Origin of the sequence: Maricaulis sp., from assembly GCF_048270095.1 — a bacterium.
Classification (GTDB): Bacteria; Pseudomonadota; Alphaproteobacteria; order Caulobacterales; family Maricaulaceae; genus Maricaulis.
The window spans coordinates 1-26,793 of record NZ_JBLWTL010000032.1; the positions used below are offsets into that span (position 1 = coordinate 1).

Genomic DNA, 26,793 nt, shown 5'->3' on the forward strand with positions numbered 1-26,793 from the left:
CAAGCCCGCAAGGAAATGGGCCGTCAGCTCGCCCGCGAAATGCCGGTCGATGTCGACGTCATCATCCCGGTGCCCGATAGCGGCGTACCGGCCGCACTCGGCTATTCGGAAGCCAGCGGCATCCCCTTCGAGCTGGGCATTATCCGCAGCCACTTCGTTGGCCGCACCTTTATCCAGCCCAATCAGGACCGGCGCGACATGTCGGTGCGGCTCAAGCACTCGGCCAATGCTGCAGCCGTTCGCGGCAAGCGGGTCCTGCTGATTGATGATTCGATCGTTCGCGGCACCACATCGCTGAAAATCGTGCGACTGATGCGCGAGGCCGGTGCCACGGAAGTCCATTTCCGCTCGGCCTGCCCGCCGATCAAGTTTCCCGACTTCTACGGTATCGACATGGCGGGTCAGAAGGAATTGATCGCGGCGAATATGGATGTCGAGCAGATGGCAGCCAAGCTCGAGGCCGACAGCCTCGCCTTCCTCACCGTCGACGGCATGTATCAGGCGATCACCGGCGGCCCGCGCAATGATCGCGCGCCACAGCTTTCAGATCACTATTTCACCGGCGATTACCCGACGCGTCTGATGGATCATGACCGTTCGCTGTCGGCGAAGGAATTCCAACTCTCCCTATTGGTGGATGCATGACCGCAATTGATTTGACCGGCCGCGTCGCCCTGGTGACCGGTGCTTCGCGTGGTATTGGCCGCGCCATGGCACTCGAACTCGGCAAGGCCGGTGCCCACGTGATCGCCACCGCCCGTACCACCGGTGCCCTGGAAGAAGTCGATGACCTGATCCGCGCTGCCGGCGGGTCCTCGACCCTGGTGCCGCTCGACCTGATGTCGAGCGACGGGATTGAGCAACTCGGCGCGATTGTCGAGGAGCGTTGGGGCAAGCTCGACATCCTGTTGGCCAATGCCGGCCAGCTCGGGGTTCTGACGCCGGCCGCGCAAATCAAGGCGAAGACCTGGAATGAGGTCATCGGCGTCAATCTGCTGGCTCCAGCCCGGTTGATCCGCGCCTTTGAAGCCTTGCTCATGAAGTCGGAGACCGGTGGACGTGCCGTCTTCATCTCATCAGGTGCGGCGACATCACGGCGTGCCTTCTGGGGCGCCTATGCGGCCAGCAAGGCCGGGCTCGACGCGCTGGTGCAATCCTGGGCTGACGAGCACAAGAATGATTCCCTGCGGATCAATCTGGTCTATCCCGGCGCCGTGCGCACGGTGATGCGCGCCAAGGCCTTCCCGGGTGAGGACGCGAATGCATTGCCGGAACCGGGCACATTATGGCCCCTGATCGCCGAGCTGGTCTCGGATGATTGCCAGCGTCACCGCGAAATCGTCAAAGCCTGAGCCTGGCCCGGGCCAAAGCCCGGGCTGTCAGCCTGATGTGTCTTCGAAGTCAGCGCTTCTTCGGGCCCGGCCCGCTGCCGCCGCGCTCATTGCCCGGCTCATTATCGACATAGGGATTCTTGCCGGCCTTGACGATCAAACGGATCGGCACGCCTGGCAGATCAAATGCCGTGCGCAAGCCATTGATCAGATAGCGCTTATAGCTATCCGGCAAATCGGCAGCGCGCGAACACATCAGCACGAAGGTCGGCGGGCGCGATTTGGTCTGGGTCAGATAGCGCGGCTTGATGCGGCGGCCATTGACGGCCGGCGGCGGGTGCCGCTCGATCATCTCATGCAGCCAGTCATTGAGATCACGCGTCTTGACCTTGGCATCCCAATTGCGATGCAGGATGGACAGGGTCGGCATGATCTTGTCGAGGCCCTTGTTTTTCAGGGCCGAGATCGGCAGCAGCGGCGCGCCGGACATTTGCGGCAGCAGCCGGTCAAATTCCTCGCGCACTTCCTTGAGATAGGCTTCGCGGTCCGGCACGAGATCGAATTTGGAGATCGCCACAGCGACAGCACGGCCTTCGGAGAAGGCCATGTCGGCCAGCTGGAGGTCCTGTTTTTCCAGGGGATGGCTGGCATCCATCAGAAGCAGCACGACTTCAGAGAATTTGATCGCGCGCAGCGTATCGGCGACGCTCATCCGCTCGAGCCGGTCAGAGACCTTGCCCTTCTTGCGCAGGCCCGCCGTGTCGTGCAGACGCACGCGGCGGCCATCCCAGAGCCAGTCGACGGCAATCGCGTCACGCGTAATGCCGGCCTCGGGGCCGGTGATCAGACGGTTTTCGCCGATCAGGCAATTGATCAGGGTCGACTTGCCCGCATTGGGCCGGCCGATGACGGCGATGCGCAGGGGCGGCGAATCCGGGCGTGCCTTTGAGCTTTTCTGCGGCTGCTCACCGATCGCATCGATGATGGCCTGATAAAGCTCGCTCATCCCCTCGCCATGGGCCGCAGAGATGGCCACCGGCTCACCCAGACCCAGGCTGTAGGAATCGAGCAGACCGGCCTGCCCGGCCCGGCCTTCAGCCTTGTTGGCCAGCAGGATGACGGGCTTGCCCGCCTTGCGCATGACTTCAGCGAAAGTCTGGTCAAGCGGCATGATGCCGGCCCGCGCGTCGATCAGCAGAAGACAGATATCCGCATCCTTGATCGCGATCTCGGTCTGGGCGCGCATTTCCGCCTCCAGACCTTCCTTCTTCTCGTCATCATAGCCGGCGGTGTCGATCAGGCGCAGATCCATATCGCCCAGACGGCCCACGGCTTCGCGTCGGTCGCGCGTCACGCCCGGCCGGTCATCGACAATCGCCAGCGGCTTGCCCGCCAGGCGATTGAACAGCGTCGATTTTCCCACATTGGGCCGTCCGACGACGGCGATGCGGGGTATAAAATCAGTCATGGATTTTTGGCCTATCGAAGCGCGAGCAGGCGCGCCTCATCGGTAACCACATAAACAGTCTCATTGGCAATCACCGGTGCCACAAAGACGGTCGCGCCCAACGAGAACTGACGGATAATTTCGCCGTCATACGCATTGACCAGGACACCATCGCCGCTGCTTGAGGCCAGGAAAACCCGACCGCCCGCCAGCACAGGACCAGCCCAGGCAATGCGGTGCTTGCGCCGGTTCGGATTCTCGAACAGATCAAGCTGGGTGATCCAGTGAACCACGCCGGTATTGCGGTTGAGGCAGACCAGTTCGGCTTCGCTGGTGGTGACATAGAGGAAATCACCAGCGACCCATGGGGTGTGAAGACCACCGGCCGGCTGGGTCCAGATGCGCTCACCCGTCCGCAACTCGATCGCGACCAGCGTCCCTGAATGGCTCATCGCATACACGGTGCCGTCCAGGATAACCGGGCTGCCGGCGACGTCATTGATTTCCGACATGGCTGTCAGGCCAGCGCCGCGCGTGAGACTGTCGGACCAGACCGGATTGCCGTTCTGCACCCGCAGCGCCACCAGCTCGCCGGAGGCAAACGGGGCTACGACGATATCGCCCAGCACAGCCGGGCTGGGCCCGGTCAGCAGACGTGCGGTCTCAACGATGCCCTGATAGGTCCACAGGACCGATCCGGTCGCTGCATCAAGCGCGAGCAATTCATTGTCATCGCTGGTGACAAAGACGCGGCCATCGGCAACCGTCGGCGCACCATGGAAGGGCACGAGCGTCTCGGTGCGCCAGACTTCAGCCCCCGTGGCCGCATCAAGGGCGACGAAGAAATTAAACCCCGTATGGGCGAAAACACGCCCTGAATCATGGGCCAGCCCGGAACCGAAGGACATACGGTCATAGCGATTGGGCAATTCCAGCCGCACCGACCAGACTTCCTGCCCGGTCTCGGCATCGCGCGCAGAGATCTGGCCCGTGGCATCGCCAGCGAAGATATGACCGTCGGCGATAACCGGCCGGGCATTGAGGCGGCGGTCATTATTGGAACCCTGGCCAACAGACTGGCGCCAGGCGACAGCAAGATCGCCGCTCGCCTGGGTGTGCTGCAGCGCATGGGTCGGATAACCGCCCGGCTGAGGCCAGACCGTATTGACGTAGGCCGGCGGCAGCGTGACGGCAGGGATGTCCGCATCGGTACTGATCTGCAGCGTCTGCTCGAAACTCAGGATCGAGACGCGCCCATCGGTCGGTGCCGTGTCGCTATCCTCATTGCCGCCTGAGAGAAAATCAAAGGCGTCCATCGGATTGGGCACCGAAGAACAGGCCGCCAAAGGGGCCAGAACGAGGGCCAGAACGGCTGTACGCAAACGCTTTACATCAATCATCGCCCGAATCCCCGGCGCTAGCTTGTTCAGTCACTGTTTCGGTCTCGCTGCCAGCAGCGCCGTCGGCCGGCGCAGGCGCCGTGCTGTCAGGGATCGCCGGCACGCCGTCCGCGGCAATCAATGCCAGGCCTTCCATGGCCCGCCGGGCCACACCCTGCGGGGCATCGAAACTGGTCGAAAGGAATTGGTACTCGCGCTGAGCGCGCTCCCTGTCGCCGGCGCGAAGAGCTGCAACCGCGATCGCCTCGCGTGCCAGATGCCGATAGGGCGAGGTCGCCGTTGTCAGAGGTGTCAGGCGAATCTCGACATCGCTGAAGCTCAGCGTCTCCCACAGCGCCCAGACAGCCCTCAGACTGGCGAGATCGCGGATTAGCGGCTCGCCGGAGCGCGATGCGGCCTGCTCGTAGAAGGCGGCCGCAGCGACATTGTCGCCAGCCTCAAGCGCCATGGCGGCACGTTGCATCAGCGCCAGGGTCGCATAGGATCCGGTTCCGGTTTCAACCAGGGTGTCAAAGCTGGACGCGGCCTGCGCCGCCCGGTTGGCCTCCAGCGCATTGATCGCCACTTCATAGGCATCCGAGGACTGCTCGCGCGTTGAGGTCTGCCACGCGTGCCAGCCTTGATAGCCAGCGGTTCCAACGATGATCGCAGCGGCAACACCGAGCACAAGCGGGCCGAATTGGCGCACCAGATCCTGGTATTTGTCCCTGCGAAGTTCCTCGTCAACTTCTTCGAAAATATCGACCACGTCGAAGCGGCTCCATGCTTATGGGATAATATCCGCGCGACCCTAGCGTCCACGCGCCCAAGCGGCAACAGACCTCAACCGTCAATACGCTTCAGCGTGTAGACCTCGTCGCCCGAGGGAAAGCTGCGATCACGCACTTCGCTGGCATAGCGCGCGACAGCGGCATCCGTGCGCTCGGCCATATTGTCATAGCGCTTGACGAATTTGGGCGTCCAGTCGAACACGCCCAGCATGTCCTGGGTCACCAGGATCTGTCCGTCGCAATGGCCCGATGCGCCGATACCAATGGTCGGCACTTTGACAGCCTGCGTGATTTCGCGTGCCAATTCCTCATCGACGCCCTCGATCACGATCGCAAAGGCGCCGGCCTTCTCCGCAATGACCGCCTCTTCGATGACGCGGGCACGCTCGGCGCCGGTCTTGCCCTTGGCCTTGAAGCCGCCCTCGGCCAGTGCCGCCTGCGGGCGCAAGCCGACATGACCGATCACCGGGATGGAGCGCTGTGCCATGAATTCGATCGTTTCGCCGGCATAGGTGCCGCTCTCGATCTTGATCGCCTGGCAGCCGGTCTCGCTCATGATACGGGCCGCATTCTCAAACGCCTGCTGCGGTGATTTCTCATAGCTGCCAAAGGGCATGTCGACGGCGACCAGTGCCCGGCGCGCCCCGCGCATTACCGCCTGCCCGTGCAGGATCATCATGTCGAGGGTCACACCGATCGTGCTCGCAAGGCCGTGAACGACCATGCCGACACTGTCGCCGACCAGTAACAGGTCACAATGCGGATCGAGCAATCGCGCCATCGGTGCATCATAGGCGGTCAGGCAGACCAGGGGCTCGCCCCCCTTGCGCGCACGGATATCGGCGGCAGTGATACGTCGGGTCTGGGTCTGGGCGGACATGGGGGTGGCCTCTCGGGGGGGCTGGGACTGCCGCGAGACTAGCGCACCATGCTGCAGTGCAAAAGTCTCGAGCACTCCGGCCCGAAAAACCTGTTCCCGCCTTTGCCGGTCAGGCTTCAGGCGAGCCGGCGCGGCAGGATCAGCGCCACCATCCCCAGCGCCACAGCCATGGCGAGCGCCGCCAGGGATTCCGGCGACATCAGAAAGGCAAAGTTCGCTATCAGCCCGTCTGCCGGGATCTGGACCTGGGTGAAGACACCTTCCAGCTGGGTTCCGGCAATCGCCGAACCGATCGAGCCGGCACCACCGAGCATCAGGGCGCGCTTGCGATCAGGATGCGAGAGCCGGGCCACAACCTTGGCCGCGAAGGCATCGGCCTCGGCTGTTTCGTTCAAAGGCTCTGCAGCCTCCGCAAAGGCGGCCTTGAGCCGTTGGTCAAAGGCATCATTCATGGTCATGACGCGATCACCTCCGCTTGGGCAAAATAGGCCTGCAATTTGGCACGCCCGCGATTGACATGCGACTTGATGGTCCCCAGCGGCATGCCGGTCGCCTCGGCGGCTTCCGAATGCGACATACCGCAAGAATAACACATCACCACCGCCACTCGCTCTTCTTCTTTCAATGTGGTGAGGGCGCGGTCGAGATCAACCACATTGCCCATATCCCGGGGCGCCTCACTATCGTCCATACCGCTGCCGAAACGCTCCATCGCCCTGTCTGTCGATTTGCGCTTGCGCGCCGATTTGAGGAATTCCGTATAAGCGATCGAGCAGAGCCAGGATTTAAAGCTGCCGGTACCAAGGAAACTGCCGACCTTCTCGAAGGCCCGGATGAATGTGTCCTGGGCGAGATCATCGGCAAGGGCGTGATTACGGCACATGCGGTGCAACATGCCGCGCACCACGCCCTGATGGCGCCGGACCAGCTCTCCGAAGGCGGCGACGTTTTTCGTCGCCATCACCAGAGCTGTCAGTTCCTCGTCCGACGCCTTCATCCCCAAAGTCCCTATTCAGCGTCTTTTTTGGAACCGAACAGGCCGAAGCCCATCAAAACCAGGCCGATAAAGCCCGGGAAGGCCGCGATACCGGTCATAACGGTGAAGGCTTCCTGCGCATCTTCATCAACACCCGAGATTGTCCACCCAAGAGCGATGAATGCGATCGCGACGGCCAGCAAGATTGCGCCGGATTTGAGATCGCCATTGCTGTCCTTGCGCGGCATGCCCAGGGCCCGGACCAGTTCCGGTGTCACCTGCTGGCCGGCACGAATGGCCTCTTCAACCGTGCTGAGCGCGGCTTTGCGTTTTTGTGTTCCGCCATTGATAGCAATGAAGACAATGGCAACCACCATCGCAAACATGCCCAGCGGGACCATAATCTCTACACCCATATCAACCTCCATAACCGTGCGGCACCACGCCGCCTCATATCGATAAGATGCATCCCGACCCGCAAACGGATGCACAGACGTCAGCCAATGATGGCAACACCAAACAAGTACATGTGAACATTGATGATTATCAGAGCGAGCAAGGCGCCCAGCACGATCGCTGTCAGGTCACCGCCCCAGCCCTTGACCACCGGCGGCGGCGTTTCACGCAGGCAGGCGGAGACATAGGTGATGCTCGACCAGACTAAAAACCCGCCAAACAACAGCATCGCCGATAATTCACCATTGGCGAGAAGATGCGCACCCGACCAGAGCGCGACACCGGCCAGCATGGGATGCCGCACGACACGCCGGATATGGCCGGGCGCGTAGGCCGACATCAGAAGGATGAGCGAGAGCGGCACCACCAGGAAGGCAACATGCCGGCTCCAGATCGGCGGCATCCAGACGACAACGGGCGGATGGGCGATGATCTTGCCGTAGATCAAAAGCCCGAAACCGATCAGCGACAGCGCCGTGTAAATCAGCTTGTAGGGCATCTCGCCCAGCCCCGCCTTGAGCCGAGGGCGCAATCCGGGAATGACCTGCAGCGAATGCACGCCCAGAAACAAGATCAGTCCAGCTGCCAGTATCAACATGTCGCCCCCCGCGTTTCGCAGCGACTATAGGCGATTCATCAGCTCAGAAACGGAAAACCTGCAAAACGATCCGCTGGCTAGAGCAGTCGCTGGACCCAGGACGGCAAGTGGACGGTGCGCGTCGCCAGATAATAGCCCGCCAGGGCCACCAGCCCCGTCGCCGTCAGCATCAGGGCGGCCTGCCCGATTGTTGCCGGCAGGTTCAGCACCAGGATCACGAGGATGGGTCGCAGCAGCAGGAGCGCAACGAATACGCCGAGACCGGCGAGCGCGGCGCGGGCCAGCCCCAATTGCAGCCGGCGCCGGGCAATGCGCTGCATCGTGGCGGCACGGAAAGCCTGATCGATAACCGGCGCCTCGCCAGCCTCGAAAAACGCCTTGAGCGGATCAGTTTTCATCATCACGCACTCCCAATATCTCCACCAGCCGGGCCCGGCCGCGTGAGACATGTGATTTTACCGTACCCAGCGGAATTTCCAAAATCTGCGCTGCATCGGCATGCGACCAGTCGCCGGCGAGGCACAAGGCGACCGCCGCGCGCTGGTCCGGCGGCAATTGTGCCAGCGCTTGCTGCATGGCGATATTCAACTCCGTCCCCGGCTGGTCATGCCCGGGCCGCTCCTCCTGCCAGTCGGTCTCGCGCCGCCGGCTGCGTGACATCGACCGGGCCATGCCCTGGGCCCGCCGCCAGGCAATGCCGAACAGCCAGGACCGGACCCGCTCGGGCTTGTCCAGCGTACGCAGCGATGTCCAGGCCGCCAGGAAGGTCTCCTGCGCCAGATCATCAGCATCGGCCTCATGCCGGCAGACACGACGCAAGAAGCTGCGGACCGCCTGTTGATGGCGGTCCACCAGCCTTGCAAACGCATTGTCCGAGCCTGCCCGTGCCGCTGCGACCAGCGTGGCATCAGTCCCCTGCCCGGACATCAGCCGCCCTTGCGGCCGCTCTTGAACATGGCCGAGACCAGGAAGGCGAAGGAAAGCACGCCCATAATCATGGCGATGAAGTAGAATTCGCTCTGCGACTCACCCATCCAGCCCGCATAGCCCGTATAGGCAAACACGGCGGCCAGGCCGGCAAACAAGACAACCAGAAAGGCCCGCCCGCCGCCGCGATGACGCTCGCCTTCATACCCTGACTCGTCCCGGTCGACCGGGTCTGGCGCATCGAGACTGGCAATCAGCTCGGCCGGCGGTTCCTTGCCCGCGGCTGCATAAGTCTTGAGCAGATCTATTTTGGCCTGGGTGCGCTTGAAGCGCATCATGCTGCCCCAGCCGGCCCCGACGAACCAGAAGAGCGGGAAGAGGAGCCACCAGTAACTTTGAAACAGGTCAATCATGATCAGTCCTTTCGTGCGTCAACGATCTTGCTTTCATAAACAGGTCGCCGCTGCCGCGCGAGTTGGATGCAGACCCGGTGCAAAAACAGTGTGCGACCGCAGCGCGGGGTGGCTGCGGTCGCAGGACGGCTCGCACAGTCGGGTGATCAGTCCTGACCGGCAAGGGGATTGGCCGTCATGTCCGGCAGATCGACCAGGATCTCGCGGCTGGCCGCCGGCTCCCCCCGCATGAAGCGATGCATCGCCTCGCCGACCTGCGGCGTGGTCATGAAGAGATTATGCCCGGCATTGCGCACGATGATGTGCTCGACATGGCTCAGGCCGGAGACAGCTTCAGCCTGGGCATCGGGATAGGTGCGCCCGTCCAGTGTCCCGGTCAGCAGCAGGACCGGCGTGTCGCCCTGCGGCGGCTGGCGGAATTCCTCACCGAGATCGAACCCGTCCCAGGCGCCGCGAATCTGCGGCATCGGGAAATTGAGATAACCGCCGATCAGACCGGTTTCAGCCTGGCGTTCGAACTCAGCGAGGCGCTCGTCATCGATCCCGGAGGCCAGATCCATCGCCGTCGGCATCGCACTCAGCGTGATCGGCTCACCCATAGACCAGAAGCGCTGTAACAGCAGGATTGCCAGAGTGCTATGGCCAGCGTCCAGCTCGGTATAGAGCATTAACAGCAGGGCTGCATATTGCGGGTCGGAGATCAGGCCCGAGGAGAATTCCTGCAGATTGTGTCGCTGCAACAGGAAAGGCCGGGCTTCGCCATTCTCCTGCGGCACCTGCACCAGCATGGGCTCGGCCTCGAACCGGGCGTGCACACGCCGCATCAGTCCCGCGACATCAGGATACAGCGCCCGGGCCGCCGGCTGGCTGTCGATGGCCGCCTGCAAGCGATTGAAATATCGGTCGGTTTCCGCCGGCATCTTGACGGTCTGGTCGAGCCCCTCAGCGCTGGCCAGGATGACCCGGTCGAGCTGGTCAGGAATATCCTTCAGCGCTGCCAGAGCGAGATGACTGCCATAGGAAATCCCCCACAGCGAGATCTGCTCCGCCCCGAAATGCGCCCGCAGCGCCGCGAGATCCTGCACGCTTTCGCGCGTCGTATAGCCAGTGATATCAACGCCCTGCTCGCGCCAGAAGATGCCACACTCCTCAACGGCACGCCGATAGGCCGCCGCATATTCGGCATCGCTGATCGCTTGGGTCTCGGCAACCGGCTGCGTAGAGACGCAACGCGGCAATTGTGTCGAACCGCCGGTGCCGCGCTGATCAAAGGCTATGACATCGCCATGCTGGCGCATCTCCTGGAACAGGGGAAAGCGGGGTCCACGTGCCGTGCCACTGCCCGATCCGCCCGGTCCGCCAGAGAGATAGACAATGGGCGAGCCCGGATTCTCGCCGGTCGCAGGAAAGCGGATATAGCTGACCTCGATCATACGGCTGGCCGGATCGGCCCGGTTTTCCGGCACTGTGACCGTGCCGCGAAAGGCCGCAACGCTGTCGCCGCTGCGCGCGGTGAACTCGATGGCTTCCTCGCCATAGGCACTGGCGGAAGACGCCGTTTGCGCGAAAGCGGCGGGCGAAAGGATCAGCACGCTCAGCGCCGTTGCCAGAATGGATTGCTTCCAGGACATCAGGTTTTTCTCCGTAATCTTGAGCCCCCCGGCTCGCTCGCATCCTGCCCTCCAGGCACGCCCATGCACCCGCCAATCGGGCAATGGTCGCTTTTGGCCGTTGAACGGCGGGACGTTCACGCGCCTGCGCGCTAGAGTGACGCCATGACCCGCACGCCCCTCACCCTGCTTCTCACCCTCCTCCTGCTGGCGCTGCCGCCCGGCGCTGCGGCGGCGCAAGGTTTTTTCGCGCTGGATGCGACATCGCTGCGGACATGCCCGACCAATGGCGAGACCGGTACGATTCCCGATTTCACCGGGGAAGATTGCGCCAATATCGCCATGAACGGGCTTGACCCCCAGGGCCGGCAGATCTGGGTCCGGGCCGAGATCGACTGGGACGACACGCACTGGCCCCGGGATCGCCCGATCGGCCTTTTCATTTCCGGCAAGGCCTCAAGCACGGCCTGGCTCAATGGCCATGAGCTGGGCTCCAACGGCCGTCCGGGACCTGACCGGGCAACGGAAATTCCCGGCCGTATGGATGCGGTGCTCTATGTCCCGCGTGAGCGCCTGCTTGCCGGCCGCAATGAACTGGTTCTTCTGATGTCGGCCCAGCATGGGTTTCTGGAGCTGGGCTGGCCGGTGCACTGGATTGCGCTTGAGCGCTACCAGCCCCCGACCAGCATGCTCGCGGCCGCCTATGCGCCCAGCCTGGTGACACTTGGCGTGTTGGTGCTGGGCTTCATCTTTTTCGCGGCGATGGCGATCCGCGGCGGCGACCGGGAGGGTTCTGCCCTGATCAGTGCGATGTCCCTGATCGCCGTGGCCCAATTGCTGATCGAGACCAGCCGTGGCCTCTATGCCTATCCCTATCCGATGCATGATCTGCGTCTGGTGCTGATCGTCGCCTGCACCGCCGCCTTCGGGCTCACCCTGATCGCCTATCTCCTGCACCGCTTCTCCGGTTTCTCCCTGAGCGCGCGTCTTCTGCGCCTGCTTGGCGTCGGCGCCCTGCTGATCGCGGTCGTGCAGATGCATCCGGGCTATGACGCCAAGACACTCTACGCCTTCCAGGCCAGCATACTGGTCGGCCTGACCTGGTGTGGTGCCTGGGTCTGGCAGCGCAAGCCCGGAGCCCGCGCCCATCTCGCCGTCCTCGCCGGACTGGCAGCGCTGGCCGTGCTCTTCCCGGAGCTCTTCATTGATCGCTACTTCTATCAGGCGATCGCCGGCCTTCTGCTCTTCCTGTTCGCACAGCACGCCATCGCCCTGGTCAATGAGCGCCGCATCCGCGCGCTCGAAGCCACCCGCGCCGACCGGCTCGAGATCGCGCTGAGCCAGGCCCGCCAGAAGGATCACCCGGTCCAGATCGAACTCGTCAGCGCCGGCCGCACCGATTACATCGCCAACGACCGCATCGCCCAGCTCAAGGCGGCCGGCGACTATGTTGAAGTGCATTTCGAGAACGGCCAGACATCGCTCTATACCGGCTCACTCTCCGGCCTCGAGGCAAGCCTGCCGCCGACCTTCCTGCGCGTCCACCGCTCCCATATCGTGAACACGGGCTATGTCAGCGCCCTGGAGCGCGATGCCTCCGGTGTCGGGCGGTTGATCCTGTCAAACGGCATGGATGTGCCGATCAGCCGGCGGATATTGCCGAAGGTGAGAACGGCTCTGGCGGAGGCTGCGGAGTAGACGCAGCGCGGTTGCCTACCAATGCGGCGGCGGGCGGCTCTCTGGCGCCGGTCCCTGCGCTTCGACGGCATGAATGCGGTCGAGGAACTGGTTGAGCCGCGCCTTGATCGCATCGAACTCGGCGCGCTGATCATTCATGACCTCGGAGAGTTCCTGCAGCATCTGGTCCTGATGCGCGATATGGGCTTCGATCGAATCGAGCCGTTCGGTCACGTCGTCGCTCACATCATCGGTCGCGTGGTCGGTCATTGCGTCGGTCCGCCGGTAAGAAATCTCTCGCCGCCTCTTTAGGCAAGCCGCGCCGTGATGGCCAGAGCTTTGCGCGCCAGCAGCCGGTGCGAAACCGGATTATGCTGACCGCGCGATTAACGCCGCCGCCAGGCTCTCCAGCCGATCCTTGCCGAAATACAGCTCGCCATCGACGACGAAGCTCGGAATGCCGAACACGCCCTGGTCGACGGCGGTCTGGGTATTCGCCATCAGCTGCGCCTTGATGTCCGGCGTCGCGATGAGTTCCAGCAGGCGTTCGGCTGGCAGGCCGGCCTCGGTCAGGGTCGCGTGGAAGACATCCCCGTCGTCCAGCTTGCGCGGCTTTTCCCACATGAAGTGGAACATCGCCTCGACATAGGGTGCCAAGACGCCCTCGGCTTCGGCTGCCACGGCGCCGCGCATCAGGGCCAGGGTATTGACCGGAAAATGCGGATTGAAATTGAACGCCTTGAGATCATGGCGGGCGATGAAGCGTTCGATCTCCTTGTATTCATAGGCCAGCTTGGCGGGCACACCGGCGAAGGCGATCATCGGTGCTTGATTGCCGGTCGTCTTGAAGATCCCGCCGAGCAGGACTGGAACATAGCGAAATTTCAAACCGGTGCGCGCCTCGACACCCGGCAGGATGCGGTGGGCGAAGTAGGCATTGGGGCTGGCAAAATCGAAATAGAAGACGGCGTCGCTTGCGGGATCTGTCACCAGTTTTCTCCATAGGGCCGAAGGTCAAGTTCATGCGTCCAGGCATCGCGCGACTGGCGATGCAGCATCAGATAGGTCTCGGCGATCGAGGCCGGGTCCATCAGCGTGTCGGGCGGTATCGCCGCGGCGACCTCATCCCCCTTCGCCTGCGCAATGCGCTCGCGCACCCAGGCCGTGTCGACACCGGCATCAATCACCAGATGCGCAACATGGAGGCCCTGCGGTCCCAGCTCGCGCGCCATGGATTGCGCCAGCGAGCGCAGCCCGGCCTTGGCGGCACCGAAGGCCGCATAGCCCGTGCCACCGCGCATCGAAGCCGTCGCCCCGGTAAAGAAGATCGACCCCCGTGCGCGCGGCAACATGATCCGCGCGGCTTCACGCCCGGTCAGAAAACCGGCCTTGCACGCCATGTCCCAGACCTTGGAGAAGACACGCTCGGAGGTTTCCAGCAGCGGGAATTGCACATTGGCGCCGACATTGAAGATCACCGCATCGATCGGCGCCGAGGCCTCGGCGGAATCGAGAAAGGCGGTCACGGAGGTCTCGTCGCGCGCATCCAGCGAATGCCCGGTAAAGCGCCCGCCCGCCGCCTCGATCTCGAGCCCCAGCGGCGCCAGCTTCTCGCCGCCTCGCCGCCCGCCATGGACATGATAGCCCTCGGCGGCAAAGCGGCGCGCGATGGCGGAGCCGATGAAATCGCCGGCGCCGATGATGGCGATGCTGGAATTGCGGTGGGTCATGGGTGGCTCCTCGGTAGGTTCAGCTTGGCGAAAAAATGGGCGCCGGTGAGACTAACCCGCGCTTCCAGAAGGAGCCCAGCGCCAGCTGGTGTCGCACGTCCATAACAGGTCTAATAGAGAAGTTGTGGTCGCACGCTGACGTCAGTGTTGAGGAGTACCTGCTGTCGCACGGCACTGGACGCACATTAGAGAGACGCCAAACAGAATGCCCCCTGCGGTCATGAAAGCTCTATAGTTGGTGGCGGCCCATCATAAATTGGACGCATTACATCCCAATCCCCTCGATGCTCTAGCCGCTCGACACGAGCACCGTTGGCACTCCCCCAAGCGCCGAGCATTCGCCCCATGAAGTCCAATTCAGGCTGTCGCTCCAGCGAGGTAAACACGTGGATTTGAGGGTATCCTTCCCTTCCACCTTGCATGCGAATTCGATGGCTCTCGATACACGCCCAAACGTTTGTGATGTGCGGATACCCACTGCCCCCAGCATCAAACGCGCTCTTGATGGCATAGCCAATGGCAGCAGCGTCGATCATGGGCTCCGAGTCGTTCATCAAGATGACAAGCCCGCCTGCATTCGGCAAGGAAAGCCGTTCCTTACTCGCGCCGATCTGATCGTTCGCCTTCTTCAGGTGTCGGCGCACAGCTCGGCCAGCCAGGTCAATAATCTGTTTGGATACCTTGTCGTGATCGTGCAGGCCCTCAATGACTTTGGACACCCCAAGTGACCCAAAAACTATCGGCGCATCTTCTTGCGATAACCGCTCTCTAAGAACTCGAGTGGTCTGGTCTTTAGGGTCACGGTTGAGAGTTTTCAGTTCCGCGATCAAGCGTCTCCCACCGAGCAGAAAATCTGCCTTTGCACCTGAACCGTTCACAGTTGCGAATTGTGGACCATCCAGCGATTCAGTTCCGGGATCGGTCTGGAGGAAGGCCGTCATCCGCGCCTCCAATCGATCACTCGGCGGAGAGACCGCTGGTACCGCCAAAAGGTCAAGAAAGAGACTGCCAGAACTCATAATTCGAGACCATCGGTCAATCGGGTTTTCGGGTCAACTAACGGAACCAAATACCGTCGCGAATTCTTTGTTGTTGGGAACCACCAAGCAGCTCCGCCCTACTCCCACTCAATCGTCCCCGGCGGCTTGCTGGTCACATCATAGACCACGCGATTGATGCCGCGGCATTCATTGATAATCCGGGTGGCGACACGCCCGAGGAAATCGTGCTCGAACGGGTAGTAATCGGCCGTCATGCCGTCGACCGAGGTGACAGCGCGTAAGGCGAGCACCGCGTCATAGGTGCGTTCATCGCCCATCACGCCGACCGTGTTGACCGGCAACAGGACGGAGAAGGCCTGCCAGATCTTGTCATAGAGGCCGGCCTTCTTGATCTCGTCGATATAGATGGCGTCGGCCTTGCGCAGGATGTCGGCCTTTTCCTTGGAGACGGCGCCGGGTATCCGGATGCCCAGGCCCGGCCCCGGGAAGGGATGGCGGCGCACGAAAGCTTCCGGCAGGCCGAGCTCGCGGCCAAGCGCGCGGACTTCATCCTTGAACAGCTCACGCAGGGGCTCGACCAGTTTCATCTTCATGCGCGCCGGCAGACCGCCGACATTATGGTGAGACTTGATGGTGACGGACGGTCCGCCATCGAAGCTGACGCTTTCGATCACATCGGGATAGAGCGTGCCCTGGGCAAGGAAATCGGCACCACCGGCCTCCTTCGCCTTCTCGTCGAACACGTCGATGAAGAGGCCGCCAATGATCTTGCGCTTCTTCTCCGGATCCTCGACGCCCTTCAGCGCCGTGAGAAACAGGTCCTCGGCCTGGGCGTGGACGAGCGGGATATTGTAATGCTCGCGGAACAGGTCGACGACTTCATCGGCCTCGCCCAGCCGCATCAGACCGGTATCGACGAAGACGCAGACCAGCTGGTCGCCGATGGCTTCATGCAGCAGCACCGCTGCCACAGAGCTGTCGACACCGCCGGACAGGCCGCACAGCACGCGTTTGTTGCCGACCTGGGCGCGGATCTTGGCGATGGCTTCATCCTTGAACGCCGCCATTGACCAGTCGCCGCTCAGACCGGCGATGAAATGGGTGAAATTGCGCAGCAATTGCGCCCCGCGCGGCGTGTGCACGACTTCGGGGTGGAATTGCACCGCATAGAATTTGCGCGCCTCGTCGGCAATCGCCGCGAACGGCGCATTGCCCGAAGTGGCGATGACTTCGAAACCGTCCGGCAGCGCCGCGACGCGGTCGCCATGGCTCATCCAGACGCGTTCTTCATGGCCGATGGGCCCAAAGCCGGCGAAGAGCGGGCTGTCGGCGACCAGCTTGATATCGGCGCGGCCAAATTCGCGCTCTTCCGACGCCTCGACCCGGCCGCCGAGCTGGGAACACATGGTCTGCTCGCCATAGCAAATCCCCAAGACCGGAATACCGCGCGTGAAGACCGATGGATCAGCCTTGGGCGAATTATCCCAATGGGTCGAATGCGGCGAGCCCGACAGGATGATCGCGCGTGGATCATAGGCGTCGATAAAGGCCTTGTCGGCGCGGTTATAGGGGTGGACTTCGCAGAACACGCCGCTTTCGCGCAAACGCCGCGCGATCAGCTGGGTGACCTGGCTGCCAAAGTCGATGATGAGGGCTTTTTCGTGGGTGTCAGTCATGGGCGCTCACTCCCGCAGGCGCGGGCTTTCCGGGGACGAAATGTGGGGGTTATGGCCGAGCTCGATTTCAGCATGGCGCCGGATAGCGCGAGTCAGCCGCCTTGACCAGCAAGGAATCCGGTTTTTGGCGCCGGGCCGATTCCTGTCCGCCGCCCCGTCGCGGCAATCAAGGCGTAATCTGGCCCGAAATAGGGCGTAAACGAGGCGCGAGAGGGGATTGAAGCGACGCCCGTCCCGCCTGCCAAGACTCTCGTCATCCTCCTGTAATATATTGATGTTTCGTAACATCCCGGTAAGCGCCCGACCATCTCCGCCAAGGCTTGATAAGGCCAGCGGGAGACATCTGACATGCAGGAAGTTATCGGCCAGACCCCGATCTTTATCGGCGGCGCGCCGCGCTCGGGCACAACGCTCCTGCGCGCCATCGTCAACACGTCAAAAGGGATTGTCTGCGGCCCGGAATCCCGGATCGTGCCCGCCTTGTGTGCGCTCTCCACCCAGGTCGAGCAAATGCACATGCCCGTGTTGCAACAGCAATACGGACTCGATACCGACGCGCTACACCGCAAATTCGCCGCCAGTATCAACGCCTTTCTCGCCCCGCTGCAGGCAAAGTCCGGCGGACGCATCGCCGAGAAGACACCGGCCAATGTGCTGCATTTCGGCCAGCTGCGCCGCCTCTTCCCGGCCAGCCCGCTGGTCGGCATCGTTCGCGATGGCCGTGATGTTGTCGCCTCGCTCCTCTCGATGGAGTGGACCGACGGCCGGACCGGTCAACCCCTGGCCATCACACGCGACGCGGCCGCGGCCGCCCGGCTCTGGGTCGCCAGCGTCGAAGCCGGCACGGCGATGCGCGGCGACGGCAATTATCTCGAACTTCGGTATGAATCCCTGGCGCGCCACCCACGCGACATCATCGCCGGCCTGTTCGCCTTTCTCGGCGAGGACGCACAGGCCGTTGAAGCCGCGCTCGACCATGCCCGCACCTTCGACCGGGCCTCGGGAATCAATGAGACAAGCAATGACCGCGTCGCCCAGCCCATCGACACACGCGCGATCGGGCGCTGGCGCCAGACCCTGACCCCGTCGCAATATGCCACCGTCATGGAGATCGCCGGTCCGGCCCTGTCCCGGCTGGGATATGTCTGAGGCCGCCAGCGGAGCGGGCTTCGCCTTTCTCGGCGGCTGCCCGCGCTCCGGCCTGACGGTGATGCGCCGGCTGCTGGCCGGGCATTCGCGCATCCATTGCGGGCCCGATACCGGCCTGCCCGTGGCAATCGCCATGCAATGGAAGAATTTCGCGACCCAGCTCGGAGAGCTGCACAGCCAGGATTTCGGCCTTGAGGCCGAACAGGTACGCGCCAATATGGCCGAACTTCTGACCGGGCTGATTGGCGAACCGATCGATGGCCTGCCCGGGCACCGGCTGGTGGAAAAGACCAGTCTCAACATCCTCGCCTTTGAACGCCTGGGCCGGCTCCTGCCGCAGGCGCGCTTTGTCCACATCGTCCGCGATGGCCGCGACGTCGCCGCCTCCCTGCTGCAACGCGACTGGCGCGGTCCCGATGGCCGTCCTTTCGCGCATGTCAGCGAACCGGGCGCGGCGCTGCAATACTGGTGTGATCTGACGGGGATTGGCCTGCAGGCGGAAACCGCGATCGGTCCGGGCCGCCTCCTGCGTCTGCGCTATGAAGACGTCGTCAAGAAGCCCAAGCGCAGCGTCACGGCCCTCCTGCGCTTTCTCGGGCTGGAATACGAACCCGCAACGCTCAATTATTCCGGCAATCCGATCGAATTGATCGGGCTGGAACGCGACAGCCTGCCGCTCGTCGATGCGCCGGTTTGCGCGGACCGGATCGGCGCCGGGCGTCAACTGGACGGGTTGATGAATGAGGCGGTGCGGGGAAGAATGCGCACCCTGGGCTATCGGTCAGCGGCCGATTCCCGCACGAGGCGTTAGCGCCGGTCAATCCTGCCTGATCTCGCGCCACCCGCGGAGCAAGTCCGCGGAAGGCGCAAGTCCGGGCGTGAACTAGGCGGGACCGCCCCTACCCCACGCGTTCCAGCACGCAGATATAGAAACCGTCCGTATCGGTGCGCGCCGGCGAGAGTTGCAGGGCTCCGTGCAGGCCTTCGCATTTCGCCAGAATTTCCTCGGCGCCCTTGGCGAGCCCGCCTGATGCGCGCATCGCCTTGATCGCAGGGACCGGTTTGAAGTTTTCGTGGCTGGCGAGGAAGGCATTGATGCGGTCTTCATTTTCTTCCGGCAGGACAGAACAGGTGACATAGACCAGGCGGCCGCCCTGTTTGACATAGCGCGAGCCGCGCTCCAGCACGGTGTCTTGCTCGCCCGTGCGCGTTTCCAGGGCCCGCTCGCGCAGACGCCATTTGGCGTCGGGGCGGCGGCGCCAGGTGCCGGTACCGGTGCAGGGCGCGTCGCAGAAGACAACATCCATCTTGCCCGTCAAATCACCGAGGCATTTGTCTTCCTCGGCATCATGGACCTGGACATTATGCGCCCCGGCGCGCTTGAGACGCGGCCAGATGGCGCGCAGACGGCGCCAGTCGATATCCCAGGCGTGGATCTGGCCGGTATTGTTGAGCAAGGCCGACAGCGCCAGCGTCTTGCCGCCGGCACCGGCGCAATAATCGAGGATCTGCATGCCTTCACGGCCGCCCGAGGCGAGCGCCGCCAGTTGCGAGCCGATATCCTGGACCTCGACCCAGCCCTTGCCATAGGCGGGAATGCTTTCCGCCGCCGCCGACTTGCCGCGCGGATCGCGCTGCGGGATGCGGATCGCCATGGCGGCGAGCTCTGAGGCTTCCGCGGTTTTCAGCTTGGAGCTGACTTCCTTGAACGCCTTGTCAAACCCGACCTGGACTTCATTGACGCGCAGATCGACCGGCGCGCGTGAGCACAGCTCGTGGGCCTCTTCCTCGGCCTTGTCACCGAAGGCGCGCTGGAAGCTCGCCTCAAGCCATTGCGGGAAATCGCCGCGAATATGGAGCGGCGCATCGGAGATATCGCGCTCCAGACCGCTGCGCTCGGCATTGGTCAGCGGTTCCGGTGCGTGGGGATCATTTTCCATCATCGCGTCGATCTCTTCGACCGAGAGGCCCCAGACGCGGGCGACGGTACCAAATGCGAGCGCGCGGGCGCTGTCATCCTGCATCGCATGGCCGACCGAGGACTGGTGGCGCAGGGCGTCGAGCACCAGCCCGGTGATCCAGGCGCGGTCGCCGGAACCGGCATAGCGATTGGCCTTGCCCCAGTCGCGCACGGCGTCCTTGACCGGCGTGTGCTGGCGCAATTGATTGTCGAGGATTTCAATCGCTGCGGCGATCTTGGCTGCATCTCTCATTTTGGCTGTGCTCCGCCATAGGTGGTGGCGAGCTGTTGGCAGATCGCGATCGGGTCGGTCAGGAAACGGCGATCATTCGCGGTCTCCACCTGGGTATGGGCCTGTGTCTCGCCGGCCAGGATCAGGGTCGGGGCATTCTGATGCGCCTCACCCAGCAGGGCGATGATTTCCGGCCGTGGCCGGGGATGCTCGATACGGACAATAGTGATGGCGTCCGTCCAGTGCGGATTGCCCAGCAGGGCGCCTTCCATCAGACAGCAATCGGCACACAGGCGCGGCCCGTCAACGCCGTCCCAGGCCCCGGTGAGCAAAAACAGGATATCCTTGCCGGTGTCGATGGCGGGCTGGTCCTGCATCATCGCGTCATCAGCTCCACGGCGAGCACAACCCAATAGCCCAGCAAGACCAGAAGTCCGGCGGCAAAGGCCATGAAGCGCGAGCGCAGATGATTGCTGGTGACATGGATCAGCGCATGCAACAGGCGCAGACCGACCCAGGCCCAGGCCAGCACGACGAGCAGGACACTGGTCGAGGCGGTGATCAGGGCAAAGGCGATGCCGGCATAGAACAGCACCGGCGAGGCAAGCTGGTTCTCATAGGCGTTGGAAACCTGTTGCACCTTGACCGGCCAGCCCGCCTGGCCCAGCGCGATATCGGCAGGTTTGACCTTGCCCGAGGCGACGGCGCGATAGCGCATCGCACCCATGGTGAAGACCAGGACAAAGGTCAGGGCGACCTGGACGAAGACCGGGCAGAGCAGTGCGTAATTCATCACTTGGATCCTTGTTCAAACGGGGTGGCGAGCCAAGGCTCACCGCCCCTCCCGGTCAATCGACAAAGGTGCAGACAGGCCATACGCGCCCATCGCTTGCCAGACGCCAAACCTAGCTCTGCGTCGGATAGTTCGGCGCTTCGCGGGTGATCTTGACGTCGTGGACATGGCTTTCGCGCAGGCCGGCATTGGTGATGCGGACAAATTGCGCCCGCTCGTGCAAGTCCGCGATCGTCTTGGAGCCGGTATAGCCCATCGCCGCGCGCAATCCGCCGACCATCTGGTGCAGGATCGGCGCGACCGGGCCCTTATAGGGGACCTGGCCTTCAATGCCCTCGGGCACCAGTTTCATGCGCTCGGTATCCTTCTGGAAATAGCGGTCGGCTGAACCTGCCGCCATCGCGCCCAAGGATCCCATGCCGCGATAGGATTTATAGGAGCGGCCCTGATAGAGGAAAACCTCGCCGGGTGCTTCTTCGGTACCGGCCAGCAGGGAGCCGACCATGATGGCATCGGCGCCGGCGGCAATCGCCTTGGCCATGTCACCGGAATACTTGATCCCGCCATCGGCGATGATGCAGACGTCCGAGCCTTGCGCCGCGCGGCGCGCTTCCATAATCGCGGTCAGTTGTGGAACGCCGACACCGGCAACAATCCGCGTGGTGCAGATCGAGCCCGGTCCGATCCCGACCTTGACGCAATCTGCGCCGGCCTCGATCAGCGCCTTGGCACCGTCATAAGTGGCGACATTGCCGGCCACGATGCGCGACAGGTTCGAGGCCTTGCGGATCGCCTTGACCTGGTCGAGCACGGATGAACTCTGGCCATGCGCGGTGTCGATCACCACGACATCAACGCCGGCATCGATCAGCGCCATGGCGCGTTCAAAACCGCTCGTCCCGACCGTGGTCGCGGCGGCGCAGCGCAGCGAGCCTTCGCGGTCCTTGGCGGCGGTGGGATGGGCCTGGGCCTTTTCCATATCCTTGACGGTGATCAGACCAACGCAGCGCTGCTCTTCATCGACGACGAGCACGCGCTCAATCCGGTGCCGGTGCAGCTTGGCGCGCGCTTCATCCTGGGACGCGCCGGCCATCACGGTGACAACGTCGCGCGTCATCAGATTGCCAACCTTTTCATTGGGATCATCGGCAAAGCGCACATCGCGATTGGTGATAATCCCGACCAGCTTGCCCGGCTTGCCGGGCGCAGCGCCCTCAACGACGGGGATGCCGGAGATCCGGCGCTCGGCCATCAGGGCGCGCAGCTCGGCCAGGGTCGCGTCGGGCGAGATCGTCACCGGATTGACCACCATGCCGCTCTCGAAGCGTTTGACGCGTCTAACTTCCTCGGCCTGTTCGGCAATGGTCAGATTGCGGTGGATCACCGCCAGCCCGCCGGCCTGGGCCATGGCAATCGCCATATGCGCCTCGGACACCGTATCCATCGCCGCAGCCATGATCGGAATATTGAGACCGCAATCACGCGCCACGCGGGTCGAGACTATGGCGTCGGCGGGAAGAACGTCGGATGGACCGGGCTGCAAGAGCACGTCATCGAAGGTCAGACCTTCACGAATCTCCATGAGAGACTCCTTTTTGCTGCTTGCGGCGCGGCTATAACAGGTATGGCCGGGAGGTCAATTGTCCAGTGCGGGGGAGAGGCGCGGATCGGGCCGGATTGGCGGCTCCCCGGTCGCAATGTCTGCCGTTGGTCTGCTCTTCGTCTGCCGTTCAACGGGCGTGGACTTGCCGCAGGATGACCGTGGGGCTGGCGTTCAGCACCGGTATGTTTGCGGGCGCGTTGATCGTTTTATGTTTTACTTCAATATGTTCACGCACTCCCTTTCATAAATTCCGGCAATTTTCACAATCTCCCGCCACAACCGGGACAGGGTCCGGTTTCCAGAACGCCGATGCGAGAATCCCGGGTCCCGACCGGGCATTCTGCCAGTCTGCCACCCTGTCACTCCAGGCCGTAAAGGCCTGTTTAGGCTCGTAATTCCGGAAATTCCGGGCGTGACAGACACTGTCACCGAATGGCAGTCTCTGCCACGCCGGCGCGCATTTCGGCTGTGATTTTCTGCCGGGGCCAACAATGTCAAAGAGCGGGGATCGAGTGAGTATAGCGCTGCCGGGGTGGCAGGCGGATAAGCGGGCGGAGCCGGGCTCTGTGTCGTTCAATCGGAATTCACTGTCATCCCGGCCATCCGAAATCAAGAAAACGCCTTCCCCCGGAGGAGCGCAGCGAATTCCGGGGTCTACCGGAGGGCGGCGTGCAGTCCACCCGATAATTGTGAATACCCGCGCGAGCGTCAGAGCTATGCTCGTCCGATGAAGCAGGAATCACCCTCTGACCGCGCGATCAAGCCCCGCGCACTCTCTGCGCTCCGCGAAGCCTTGGTTCTTACTCGCCCGGGCGTAACAGTGGACGAGAAGGGATACGTCAACTCGTTCCGGGACGCCCTTCTGCCGCTGGTATCGGCAGCGGACTTCGAAACTGACCTCAGAGCGGGCGATGGAAACGAGCTCGAGACAAAGTTTCGCGCTGCGCATTCGTCCTCGGCGCTGGCAGTCAATTGCTTTGCCCCCTTTTGCCGCCGCATAACCGACCTCCACACCCCGTTTGCTGAACCATTCTCCAAGTTGCAATTCGAGCGAAAATGCCCGACCGGGCTTCGGGGCGGGCGAGCCCCGAACCTCGACGCACTGCTTTCGGGGCCGAACGGCGTGGTGGGCATTGAATCAAAGCTGACCGAATACCTGACTCGCCACCGCGCCCAATTCTCGCCCGCCTACCCGGAGCAAATCCGGGACGGACGCCGCGAGCAGGGCTATTTCCGGGAGATGCTTCGGTTGATGGACGCGCCAACCAGCTATGCCTGGCTCGATGCAGCGCAGCTCATCAAACATGCCTTCGGCTTGGCCCACACATTCTCCAGCCAACCCGTGACACTCCTATACCTCTACTGGGAGCCCGCAAATACGGCGTGCGATCCGATCTTCGAGGCTCACCGGCGGGAAATCGCTCAATTCGCCGACCGCGTGGCCGGCGCCACGCCACGTTTCGCCGCGATGAGCTACCCGGAACTCTGGGCCCATTGGCGGAAGGCGGCCCCAGGCTGGTTGTCTGGCCATCTGGACGAGCTGGCTGGGCGTTACGCGATCACGGTGTAGTCCGATCAAGCGCCGGCGCGCACGCCCATAAGGCGGACAATCCGCCTGGCAGTGCCCCTTTCCCCCGGCGCCGCACCCGCCATCGAAACTCAAGAAAACGCCTTCCCCCGGAGGAGCGCAGCGAATTCCGGGGTCTGCCGGAGGGCGGCGAATAATCTCCAGGCTCCGGTAGGCCCCGGAACAGGTCCGGGGGAAGAGGTTGGGTGATTTGGGGAATGGTCGGTCCTTGGGACACGAACCTCAGGCTTCGAAATCGGCCAGGTGATCGGAACGAGACTGAGCAGCGCACGGTGCGGCTCCCCGCACCGAAAACCATGCTGGAATGCCACCTTCACGTTCGGCCCACGCTCGCCAGCTTCCCGTCCGCATGTACCGCAAGCACGCGCTGCCTGATGCGGATGAAGAGCGCCGGTGGCACGCGGCCCAACGCGAAATCGGCTTCCGCACTCAGCTTGGCGATGTCCGGACCGGGCCACTCAAACAGATTGAGTTCGCTGGCGATGGCCCAGGACGACCCATCCCCCAGACCGAGCATGCGCAGGACAGCGGATGGGATGGCGACGGCTTCGCCCGGATCGTGGGGCTGCTGCGTCGTGAAGGGAACCACCCAGACTTTCACGATTGTCGAGCTGGCTTGCGTCGCGAGCACCATGACCGGACGCGGCTTTGCGCCCTCTTCCAGCCCCTGATCGGCTTCGCGCTTCCAAAGATAATGATACCCGATCACAAGACCCGCTGCGGGGTTTGCGATCGGCACGTTACTCGTCCATCAGCGCGTTCAGATGATCATGGTCGGCGGGCATTTCGGTTTCGGCGATGAGGTCGAGTGTAGCCTGGTCGAGATCGCGGACGGCGAGGGCCTGACGGCTTTCGATCAGCTCGGCATAGAGATCGGCGGAGAGCAGAACGACTGAATTGCGGCCATGCTTCTGGATGAAGACCGGCTCTTGTTGTGCCTTGTCGTGAAAGCGGCCGAAGCTCTGCTTCACTTGGGTGGCGGTGGCGATAGTCATGTTCAGAACTCCCGATAGATCGCACAAAATAGACAAAACGTGCGAAAAGTCAAGATTTGGCCCCTTGCCGCCCCGCGCGCCCTGTGCTGATCTTGCCCCCAGCGCCAGATCGCGCCGACCAGCCGGGAGCACCCGCCATGAAAAATCTTGCCTTGTTTGCCGCCCTGATCGTCGCGGCGCTGCATATCGGTTTTCTCGTGCTGGAGATGGTGTTGTGGCAGGGGCCGATTGGCTTGCAGGTGTTTGACCAGGATGCGGCCCAGGCGGCGCAGACGGCGGTGCTGGCGGCCAATCAGGGGCTTTATAACGGCTTCCTCGCGGCGGGGCTGATCTGGTGCGTGATCCGCGGCAATCGTGAGTTCTTGCGCTTCTTCCTGCTGTGCGTCATCGCGGCGGGCATTTATGGCGGGCTGACGGCGAGTTTCACCATCCTCTATATCCAGGCGGCGCCGGCGGTTGTGGCGCTCCTGCTCGACCTTCTGCGCAAGCGCGAGGCGCGGATCTACCGCTAGGCGATCGCCAGCCAGGGGGCGGAGGGCGGCGCGGTAGCGCCGCCGCCCCTGGCCTCAGGTATAGCTCACCACCTCGAATTCAATCCCGTTGTCATCGACGAAGTAAAAGCGCCGGCCCGGCTCGTAATCACCGTGATTGCCGGGCTCGAGCCCGGCTTCACGCACCCGCGCCTCGGCGGCATCCAGATCATCGACCACGACGGCAATATGGTTGAGATGCCCAGGCGCGGCGACATCGCGCGGCCGGACAGCGGCCAGTGCGGCTGGGCAATAGAGGGCGACATATTGAGCCTCTGTGCCGACATGAAAGGTGGTGCCACCGAGCGCCGAAGGGCCGCTCCAGCGGATATGCCAGTCGAAGAGACGGCACAGGAGATCTGCGGTGTCTTGCGGATTGGCGACGGTGACATTCACATGTTCGAGTAATCCGGTTTGCATGATTTTTCCTGCCTGAAAAACGCCCGCTAAGGGCTCTGATTTGCCAAGCCTAATTGCTCAACCTAAGTTGAGGTCAAGCGGCAAGTTGCAGCGAGAATGACGGAGGCTTTTCATGCAGGCGAATGACTCGATATCCATCGGTCAACTGGCTGAACGTACGGGGGTTTCCGTCTCGGCCGTGCGGTTTTATGAAGCCCGAGGTCTGGTCAGTGCGAGCCGCAATGCCGGTGGACAAAGACGGTTTTGCGCTCTGATGTGCGCCGCATCGCCTTCGTGCTGATCGCCCAGAAGCTTGGCTTCACCATCGCGGAAATCGGCGATCAACTCGCCAGCCTGCCGCAGGGTCGCACGCCGACCCAGGCCGACTGGTCGCAGATCAGCGCCCGCTTCGGCCAGGTGCTCGATGAACGTATCGCCGGGCTCACCGCGATGCGCGACCGGCTGGATGGCTGTATCGGTTGCGGCTGCCTCTCATTGAAGGCCTGCGCCCTTTACAATCCCGGCGACCGCATCGCCGCACGCGGGCCCGGCCCGCGCTACCTGCTCGGCGCCCGCCGCCGCAAGGCCTAGCCCCCACCCCCCCCGAGCCGCGGCGGCACGCCGCCGCCGGCCGCCCCCCTCCCCCGCCTTC

Annotated in this window: 31 protein-coding genes and 1 pseudogene; 8 read left to right on the forward strand and 24 right to left on the reverse strand. The window is 63.1% G+C overall.

The features are described from left to right. A partial coding sequence (locus ACN0YJ_RS13540; protein ID WP_417496514.1) for an amidophosphoribosyltransferase occupies positions 1-645 on the forward strand: 645 nt, incomplete at its 5' end. After that, positions 642-1,352 carry an SDR family NAD(P)-dependent oxidoreductase gene (locus tag ACN0YJ_RS13545; protein ID WP_417478441.1) on the forward strand — a complete coding sequence of 237 codons (711 nt, stop codon included), beginning with the start codon at positions 642-644 and terminating at the stop codon, positions 1,350-1,352. The genes ACN0YJ_RS13540 and ACN0YJ_RS13545, both read left to right, overlap by 4 nt. A gap of 49 nt (positions 1,353-1,401) precedes the next feature. On the opposite strand, the gene der is transcribed toward ACN0YJ_RS13545, so the two are convergent. From der to ACN0YJ_RS13605, 12 genes are all read right to left on the reverse strand, one after another. Next, complete coding sequence (der, locus tag ACN0YJ_RS13550) at positions 1,402-2,799, reverse strand: ribosome biogenesis GTPase Der (RefSeq protein WP_417478442.1); 1,398 nt, start codon at positions 2,797-2,799, stop codon at positions 1,402-1,404. 11 nt (positions 2,800-2,810) lie between these two features. Continuing rightward, positions 2,811-4,178 (reverse strand): PQQ-binding-like beta-propeller repeat protein, encoded by a 1,368-nt coding sequence (locus ACN0YJ_RS13555; protein ID WP_417478443.1) that lies wholly within the window; start codon positions 4,176-4,178, stop codon positions 2,811-2,813. Continuing rightward, positions 4,171-4,926 (reverse strand): tetratricopeptide repeat protein, encoded by a 756-nt coding sequence (locus tag ACN0YJ_RS13560; protein WP_417496515.1) that lies wholly within the window; start codon positions 4,924-4,926, stop codon positions 4,171-4,173. The genes ACN0YJ_RS13555 and ACN0YJ_RS13560 overlap by 8 nt, the downstream gene beginning before the upstream one ends. Positions 4,927-5,000: 74 nt before the next feature. After that, positions 5,001-5,828, reverse strand: coding sequence for a 3-methyl-2-oxobutanoate hydroxymethyltransferase (gene panB, locus ACN0YJ_RS13565; protein ID WP_417478445.1), 828 nt, complete (start codon positions 5,826-5,828; stop codon positions 5,001-5,003). A 116-nt stretch (positions 5,829-5,944) separates the two neighbouring features. Beyond that, positions 5,945-6,286 carry a hypothetical protein gene (locus tag ACN0YJ_RS13570; protein WP_417478446.1) on the reverse strand — a complete coding sequence of 114 codons (342 nt, stop codon included), beginning with the start codon at positions 6,284-6,286 and terminating at the stop codon, positions 5,945-5,947. After that, entirely contained in the window at positions 6,283-6,825 is a 543-nt protein-coding gene (locus ACN0YJ_RS13575; protein WP_417496516.1) for an RNA polymerase sigma factor, read from the reverse strand. Before ACN0YJ_RS13575 ends, ACN0YJ_RS13570 begins: the two co-directional genes overlap by 4 nt. 11 nt (positions 6,826-6,836) lie before the next feature. Beyond that, positions 6,837-7,220 carry a DUF6249 domain-containing protein gene (locus ACN0YJ_RS13580; RefSeq protein WP_417478448.1) on the reverse strand — a complete coding sequence of 128 codons (384 nt, stop codon included), beginning with the start codon at positions 7,218-7,220 and terminating at the stop codon, positions 6,837-6,839. An 80-nt stretch (positions 7,221-7,300) separates the two neighbouring features. After that, the gene (locus ACN0YJ_RS13585) at positions 7,301-7,858 is read right to left on the reverse strand and encodes an NnrU family protein (RefSeq protein ID WP_417496517.1); all 558 of its coding nucleotides are present in this window, start codon (positions 7,856-7,858) and stop codon (positions 7,301-7,303) included. Positions 7,859-7,935: 77 nt separating this feature from the next. Next, on the reverse strand, positions 7,936-8,259 hold the full coding sequence (locus ACN0YJ_RS13590) for a hypothetical protein (protein ID WP_417496518.1): 324 nt from the start codon (positions 8,257-8,259) through the stop codon (positions 7,936-7,938). Continuing rightward, positions 8,246-8,785, reverse strand: coding sequence for an RNA polymerase sigma factor (locus ACN0YJ_RS13595; protein ID WP_417478451.1), 540 nt, complete (start codon positions 8,783-8,785; stop codon positions 8,246-8,248). Before ACN0YJ_RS13595 ends, ACN0YJ_RS13590 begins: the two co-directional genes overlap by 14 nt. Beyond that, positions 8,785-9,198, reverse strand: a complete 414-nt coding sequence (locus ACN0YJ_RS13600; RefSeq protein ID WP_417478452.1) for a hypothetical protein — start codon at positions 9,196-9,198, stop codon at positions 8,785-8,787. The genes ACN0YJ_RS13595 and ACN0YJ_RS13600 overlap by 1 nt, the downstream gene beginning before the upstream one ends. Positions 9,199-9,344: 146 nt before the next feature. Continuing rightward, positions 9,345-10,829, reverse strand: coding sequence for an alpha/beta hydrolase (locus ACN0YJ_RS13605; RefSeq protein ID WP_417496519.1), 1,485 nt, complete (start codon positions 10,827-10,829; stop codon positions 9,345-9,347). A gap of 144 nt (positions 10,830-10,973) precedes the next feature. On the opposite strand from ACN0YJ_RS13605, the gene ACN0YJ_RS13610 reads away from it, so the two are divergent. Further along, positions 10,974-12,506, forward strand: a complete 1,533-nt coding sequence (locus ACN0YJ_RS13610) for a LytTR family DNA-binding domain-containing protein (RefSeq protein WP_417496520.1) — start codon at positions 10,974-10,976, stop codon at positions 12,504-12,506. A 15-nt stretch (positions 12,507-12,521) separates the two neighbouring features. On the opposite strand, the gene ACN0YJ_RS13615 is transcribed toward ACN0YJ_RS13610, so the two are convergent. The 5 genes from ACN0YJ_RS13615 to guaA all read right to left on the reverse strand — a co-directional run bounded on the left by ACN0YJ_RS13615 (position 12,522) and on the right by guaA (position 16,892). Then, a complete protein-coding gene (locus ACN0YJ_RS13615; protein ID WP_417478456.1) occupies positions 12,522-12,755 on the reverse strand; it encodes a SlyX family protein in 234 nt (77 codons plus the stop codon). Between the two features lie 99 nt (positions 12,756-12,854). Beyond that, positions 12,855-13,475, reverse strand: coding sequence for a 2-hydroxychromene-2-carboxylate isomerase (locus ACN0YJ_RS13620; RefSeq protein WP_417496521.1), 621 nt, complete (start codon positions 13,473-13,475; stop codon positions 12,855-12,857). Beyond that, positions 13,472-14,215, reverse strand: a complete 744-nt coding sequence (locus ACN0YJ_RS13625; RefSeq protein ID WP_417496522.1) for an SDR family NAD(P)-dependent oxidoreductase — start codon at positions 14,213-14,215, stop codon at positions 13,472-13,474. Before ACN0YJ_RS13625 ends, ACN0YJ_RS13620 begins: the two co-directional genes overlap by 4 nt. Before the next feature lie 218 nt (positions 14,216-14,433). Next, entirely contained in the window at positions 14,434-15,156 is a 723-nt protein-coding gene (locus ACN0YJ_RS13630) for a hypothetical protein (protein ID WP_417496523.1), read from the reverse strand. Between the two features lie 176 nt (positions 15,157-15,332). Next, positions 15,333-16,892 (reverse strand): glutamine-hydrolyzing GMP synthase, encoded by a 1,560-nt coding sequence (guaA, locus tag ACN0YJ_RS13635; RefSeq protein WP_417489629.1) that lies wholly within the window; start codon positions 16,890-16,892, stop codon positions 15,333-15,335. A 348-nt stretch (positions 16,893-17,240) separates the two neighbouring features. Here guaA and ACN0YJ_RS13640 point away from each other — a divergent pair, with 348 nt between their 5' ends. Together ACN0YJ_RS13640 and ACN0YJ_RS13645 are read left to right on the forward strand one after the other, a co-directional pair. Beyond that, entirely contained in the window at positions 17,241-18,041 is an 801-nt protein-coding gene (locus tag ACN0YJ_RS13640) for a sulfotransferase family protein (protein WP_417496524.1), read from the forward strand. Then, the gene (locus ACN0YJ_RS13645; RefSeq protein WP_417496525.1) at positions 18,034-18,852 is read left to right on the forward strand and encodes a sulfotransferase family protein; all 819 of its coding nucleotides are present in this window, start codon (positions 18,034-18,036) and stop codon (positions 18,850-18,852) included. The genes ACN0YJ_RS13640 and ACN0YJ_RS13645 overlap by 8 nt, the downstream gene beginning before the upstream one ends. Before the next feature lie 88 nt (positions 18,853-18,940). Here ACN0YJ_RS13645 and ACN0YJ_RS13650 read toward each other — a convergent pair whose 3' ends face one another. The 4 genes from ACN0YJ_RS13650 to guaB all read right to left on the reverse strand — a co-directional run bounded on the left by ACN0YJ_RS13650 (position 18,941) and on the right by guaB (position 22,608). Further along, entirely contained in the window at positions 18,941-20,254 is a 1,314-nt protein-coding gene (locus ACN0YJ_RS13650) for an RsmB/NOP family class I SAM-dependent RNA methyltransferase (protein ID WP_417496526.1), read from the reverse strand. Beyond that, positions 20,251-20,613 carry a DUF3088 family protein gene (locus ACN0YJ_RS13655; RefSeq protein WP_417496527.1) on the reverse strand — a complete coding sequence of 121 codons (363 nt, stop codon included), beginning with the start codon at positions 20,611-20,613 and terminating at the stop codon, positions 20,251-20,253. Before ACN0YJ_RS13655 ends, ACN0YJ_RS13650 begins: the two co-directional genes overlap by 4 nt. Then, the gene (locus tag ACN0YJ_RS13660) at positions 20,610-21,026 is read right to left on the reverse strand and encodes an MAPEG family protein (protein WP_417496528.1); all 417 of its coding nucleotides are present in this window, start codon (positions 21,024-21,026) and stop codon (positions 20,610-20,612) included. The genes ACN0YJ_RS13655 and ACN0YJ_RS13660 overlap by 4 nt, the downstream gene beginning before the upstream one ends. A gap of 112 nt (positions 21,027-21,138) precedes the next feature. Continuing rightward, a complete protein-coding gene (gene guaB, locus ACN0YJ_RS13665; RefSeq protein WP_417496529.1) occupies positions 21,139-22,608 on the reverse strand; it encodes an IMP dehydrogenase in 1,470 nt (489 codons plus the stop codon). Between the two features lie 748 nt (positions 22,609-23,356). On the opposite strand from guaB, the gene ACN0YJ_RS13670 reads away from it, so the two are divergent. Then, entirely contained in the window at positions 23,357-24,199 is an 843-nt protein-coding gene (locus ACN0YJ_RS13670) for a PGN_0703 family putative restriction endonuclease (protein ID WP_417496530.1), read from the forward strand. A 331-nt stretch (positions 24,200-24,530) separates the two neighbouring features. Here the strand turns inward: ACN0YJ_RS13670 and ACN0YJ_RS13675 are convergent, their stop codons facing one another. Together ACN0YJ_RS13675 and ACN0YJ_RS13680 are read right to left on the reverse strand one after the other, a co-directional pair. After that, positions 24,531-24,956: a growth inhibitor PemK gene (locus ACN0YJ_RS13675; RefSeq protein ID WP_417496531.1), complete on the reverse strand. Its 426-nt coding sequence runs from the start codon at positions 24,954-24,956 to the stop codon at positions 24,531-24,533. A 1-nt stretch (position 24,957) separates the two neighbouring features. Continuing rightward, positions 24,958-25,212: a type II toxin-antitoxin system prevent-host-death family antitoxin gene (locus ACN0YJ_RS13680; RefSeq protein WP_417496532.1), complete on the reverse strand. Its 255-nt coding sequence runs from the start codon at positions 25,210-25,212 to the stop codon at positions 24,958-24,960. A gap of 137 nt (positions 25,213-25,349) precedes the next feature. Between ACN0YJ_RS13680 and ACN0YJ_RS13685 the strand changes: the two genes are divergently transcribed. Beyond that, on the forward strand, positions 25,350-25,724 hold the full coding sequence (locus tag ACN0YJ_RS13685; RefSeq protein ID WP_417478469.1) for a DUF1304 domain-containing protein: 375 nt from the start codon (positions 25,350-25,352) through the stop codon (positions 25,722-25,724). 54 nt (positions 25,725-25,778) lie between these two features. Here the strand turns inward: ACN0YJ_RS13685 and ACN0YJ_RS13690 are convergent, their stop codons facing one another. After that, on the reverse strand, positions 25,779-26,162 hold the full coding sequence (locus ACN0YJ_RS13690; protein WP_417496533.1) for a VOC family protein: 384 nt from the start codon (positions 26,160-26,162) through the stop codon (positions 25,779-25,781). 112 nt (positions 26,163-26,274) lie between these two features. On the opposite strand from ACN0YJ_RS13690, the pseudogene soxR reads away from it, so the two are divergent. Next, positions 26,275-26,732, forward strand: a pseudogene (gene soxR / locus ACN0YJ_RS13695) (redox-sensitive transcriptional activator SoxR). Positions 26,733-26,793 lie beyond the last annotated feature (61 nt).